This window comes from Kitasatospora sp. NPDC002965 (assembly GCF_040611255.1).
In the GTDB taxonomy this organism is placed as follows: Bacteria; Actinomycetota; Actinomycetes; order Streptomycetales; family Streptomycetaceae; genus Kitasatospora.
The window spans coordinates 1-3,247 of the sequence record NZ_JBEXNT010000281.1; the positions used below are offsets into that span (position 1 = coordinate 1).

Sequence of the window (3,247 nt, forward strand, 5' to 3'; positions counted from 1 at the left end):
GAGCGAGCGGCCCCGGGTCGGCCGGTCCGGCCGGGCCCGGTACCGGGGACCGGCGCCGGTGGCGACCGCGCGGTGCGCCGCCGCCGCAACCGGTGGCGCTCGCGCTGGTCGTCCGAGCCGCCGACTTCGCCGACCTGTCCCGGCACGGCCTCTTCGGCGACCTGCCCTTCCGGGCCTACCTGAGGCGTGCGGCGGTCCAGCTCCGGGCGCTGTACGGCCAGGGTCTGGAGGTGCACCTGAGGGTGTTCGACCCGGCCGACTTCGAGGACTACTGCGAAGCGCTCGGCTTCGACCCGGCGGACGCGGCGGCCCGGGTCGCGTACGCGGCCGATCCCGAGCTGGCGGGGGAGCCGTTCGTCTACGCGGGCCAGCGGCTGGTGGCGCTCCTCCCCGAACTGGCCGACGACCACCGGGCCAGGGTGCGGATCTCCGTCGCCATGGCCGCGCTGCTGTCGGCGGTCGGCGAGGGGCCGCCGGCGGAGCGGCGGTCGGCGGCGGTGACGAGGTACGCCGTCGGCGTCCTCCTCGCGCTGGCCGAGGGTGCGGGCGAGGGCGTCCACCTCGTGACGATCCGCTGCCACGGCCCCGAGGACGGCGAGGAGCTGTCCTCGGCGGCGGACGTCCGGGTGGAGCGCGGACGCCTCCGCGCGGGCGGGCGGGACACCGAGGCGTTCTGCGTGACGCTGGCGGCGGGTGTGGCCGGCGGCGGCGCGGGCGCGATGGTGCTGCACGGCGACCCGGCGGCGCCCGGAGGCCAGACGGTGCGCGGCTGGGCGCTCGACGGGGGCCGGCTGCGGCCGATGACCGTCCGGGAGGTGCTCGACTCGCTCGCGGACGACGTCGGCCGGGGCATGCCCTTCCCGCCGGCGGCGGTCCCGCTGCCGGGGTTCCCGCTCCCGCAGGCGCCGCCGGAGGGCCCGGATTCCTCCGCCGACCCGCCGCCGGGCGGCCCGGGCGCGCCCGGCGGACGGCCTACCGGCGCGCGGCCCGGGGAGGGCGGTGGGCCCTTGGGCTGACCTGCCCTTTCGGTCCGGCGCGTCCACCGAGCGGCGCTGGGGACTGTTCATCGACCGCCTGTTCGGGGAAGATTTCGGGGAAGATCAACAGTGGGAACGGCCGGTGCCCCACGCCGCCGACCCCGCCGCTCAGCCCCGAACCGCGCGCACTGCGGGTCCACCCCGCGCCCCGTCGGTCCGGCGAGCCCGAGACCGAAAGGGGGGGCGCATGAGCCGGATCGAGTTCAGCGCGGAGGTCGCCGAACTGCTCGGGAAGGTGCGCCGTCGCCCCACCGCGGGGTGGCCGTGGCGGCCGGGCGAGCGGGTGCCCGCCGGGCTCCCGGTCAAGCAGTCCTGGGGGTGGCTGTTCGCCCCCGACGGCCGGGTGCTGACCCTGGTCAACCCCAAGGACGGCATCGTCTCGCTCCCCGGCGGGTCGCTGGAACCGGAGGACGCCGGCGACCCGGGCTCCGCGCTGGCCCGGGAGGCGGCCGAGGAGGCCCAGGCGCTGATCGGCACGCCGTACTACCTCGGCTACCTCTACGACCGGGTCGGTTCGGCCAACGGCGGGCACGAGTGCGCCCGCGTCCGGATGGCCGCCGCGCTGCGGGCGGTCGGCCCCAGCGCCCCGGACCCGGCCTCGGGGCGGCACTACCGGCGGCTGCTGGTCGCGCCCGGTCTCGCGGTCGAACTCCTCGGCTGGGGTGCGCCCGGGCTGCGCCAGGCCCGGGCCGCCGTGGCGACCGCCGTCCGGAGGCTGGGGGTGCCGGCCGCTGCCAACGAGGCCATCGAGGAGCTCCCGGTGGAGGGCTGCGAGGTGTTCCCCGGGGTGAATCCGGGGGCGTGAATCCGGGGGCTCGGGCCTTGGGCGCGGGCCTTGGGCGCGGGACCGCTCCGCGCCACCGAGCCCGGGTCGGACCGAAGGATCGCTGACCGACCGTACGGGCACTGGTGGCCGACGCGCCTGATCGTCCGTCGGCCGGTCGAACGGAGACCGCCCACAGGGGTGCGGTGACCTGACGTCGGGTCTTCACACCGCCGTCGTCCCCCCGTCGTCCCCGGCACGGCGCGTCGACGACCCGGGGCGCCGTGCCCCGGAGCCGCCCTCGTGTCCCCCGAACGGGTAGTCCGTCGCACCGGCGTGCACGTCGCACTTTCCGTCGCCGGCGCGGCAGTTCACTCCATCGTTGTCAGACCGACTGTCAATTGCCTTGGCATGAGCGCTTCCCGCGGTACCTACCGCCTGGTATCAAATGATGTGACGCACGTCACTCCCAGGAGGTGTCATGCTACGTCCTGCCCGTGCCATGTCCGTCGCCACCCTCGCGGCGTTCCTCTCCCTGACCACCCTCTTCACGGCTTCCTCGGCCCAGGCCGCCGGCGTCAACTACGTCGCGCTCGGCGACTCGTACGCGTCCGGCCTCGGGGCCGGCAGCTACACCGGCGAGAGCGGCAACTGCAAGCGGAGCACCAACGCCTACCCGTACCTCTGGAAGAACGCGCACGCGCCGTCCTCCTTCGCCTTCGTCGCCTGCTCGGGCGCCAAGACCGGTGACGTGCTCAACAGCCAGCTCTCGGCGCTGAACTCGGGCACCACGCTGGTGAGCATCAGCGTCGGCGGCAACGACGCTGGCTTCGCCGGCACCATGCAGACCTGCGTGCTGGACTCCGAGAGCGCGTGCCTCAACGCCGTCGCCACCGCGAAGAACTACGCCACCACCACGCTTCCCGGCAAGCTCGACCAGGTCTACGCGGCCATCCACGCCAAGGCGCCCAACGCCAGGGTGGTCGTCCTGGGCTACCCGCACCTCTACAAGGTCGGCGGCAACTGCATCTTCGGCATCGGCGACACCAAGCGGGCCGCCATCAACGGCGCCGCCGACGTCCTCGCCGACGTGCTCGCCAAGCGCGCCGCCAACGCGGGCTTCGCCTTCGGTGACGTCCGCTCGGTGTTCCGGGAGCACGAGATCTGCGGCTCCTCCACCACCTGGCTGAACAGCACCACCCTGCCGGTGGAGGAGAGCTATCACCCGAAGGCCTCCGGCCACTCGGGCGGCTACCTGCCGGTCTTCTCCGCCCAGGCCTGACCGCCCGTCCGGCCGACCGCCCACCGCGCGGCGCTCACCCGCCCACCGCGCGGCGCCCGCCGGTCCCGCCGTCGACCGCTGGTCGTGGGTGCGGCGGGTCAGGACTGCTCGACGGTCGCGCACGGCGAATCCGTCCGGGTCGCGCACGGGGCTCGGCCGGCTGGT

General features: G+C 75.3%; 3 protein-coding genes. All 3 read left to right on the plus strand.

Annotation, left to right across the window (positions count from 1 at the left end):
• Nucleotides 1-1,016: hypothetical protein (locus tag ABZY91_RS41745; protein WP_355409441.1), on the plus strand; the 1,016-nt coding region annotated here is incomplete at its 5' end.
• A gap of 208 nt (nt 1,017-1,224) precedes the next feature.
• Entirely contained in the window at nt 1,225-1,842 is a 618-nt protein-coding gene (locus tag ABZY91_RS41750) for a hypothetical protein (RefSeq protein WP_355409443.1), read from the plus strand.
• Between the two features lie 439 nt (nt 1,843-2,281).
• Entirely contained in the window at nt 2,282-3,082 is an 801-nt protein-coding gene (locus tag ABZY91_RS41755) for an SGNH/GDSL hydrolase family protein (RefSeq protein ID WP_355409445.1), read from the plus strand.
• Nucleotides 3,083-3,247: the final 165 nt, after the last annotated feature.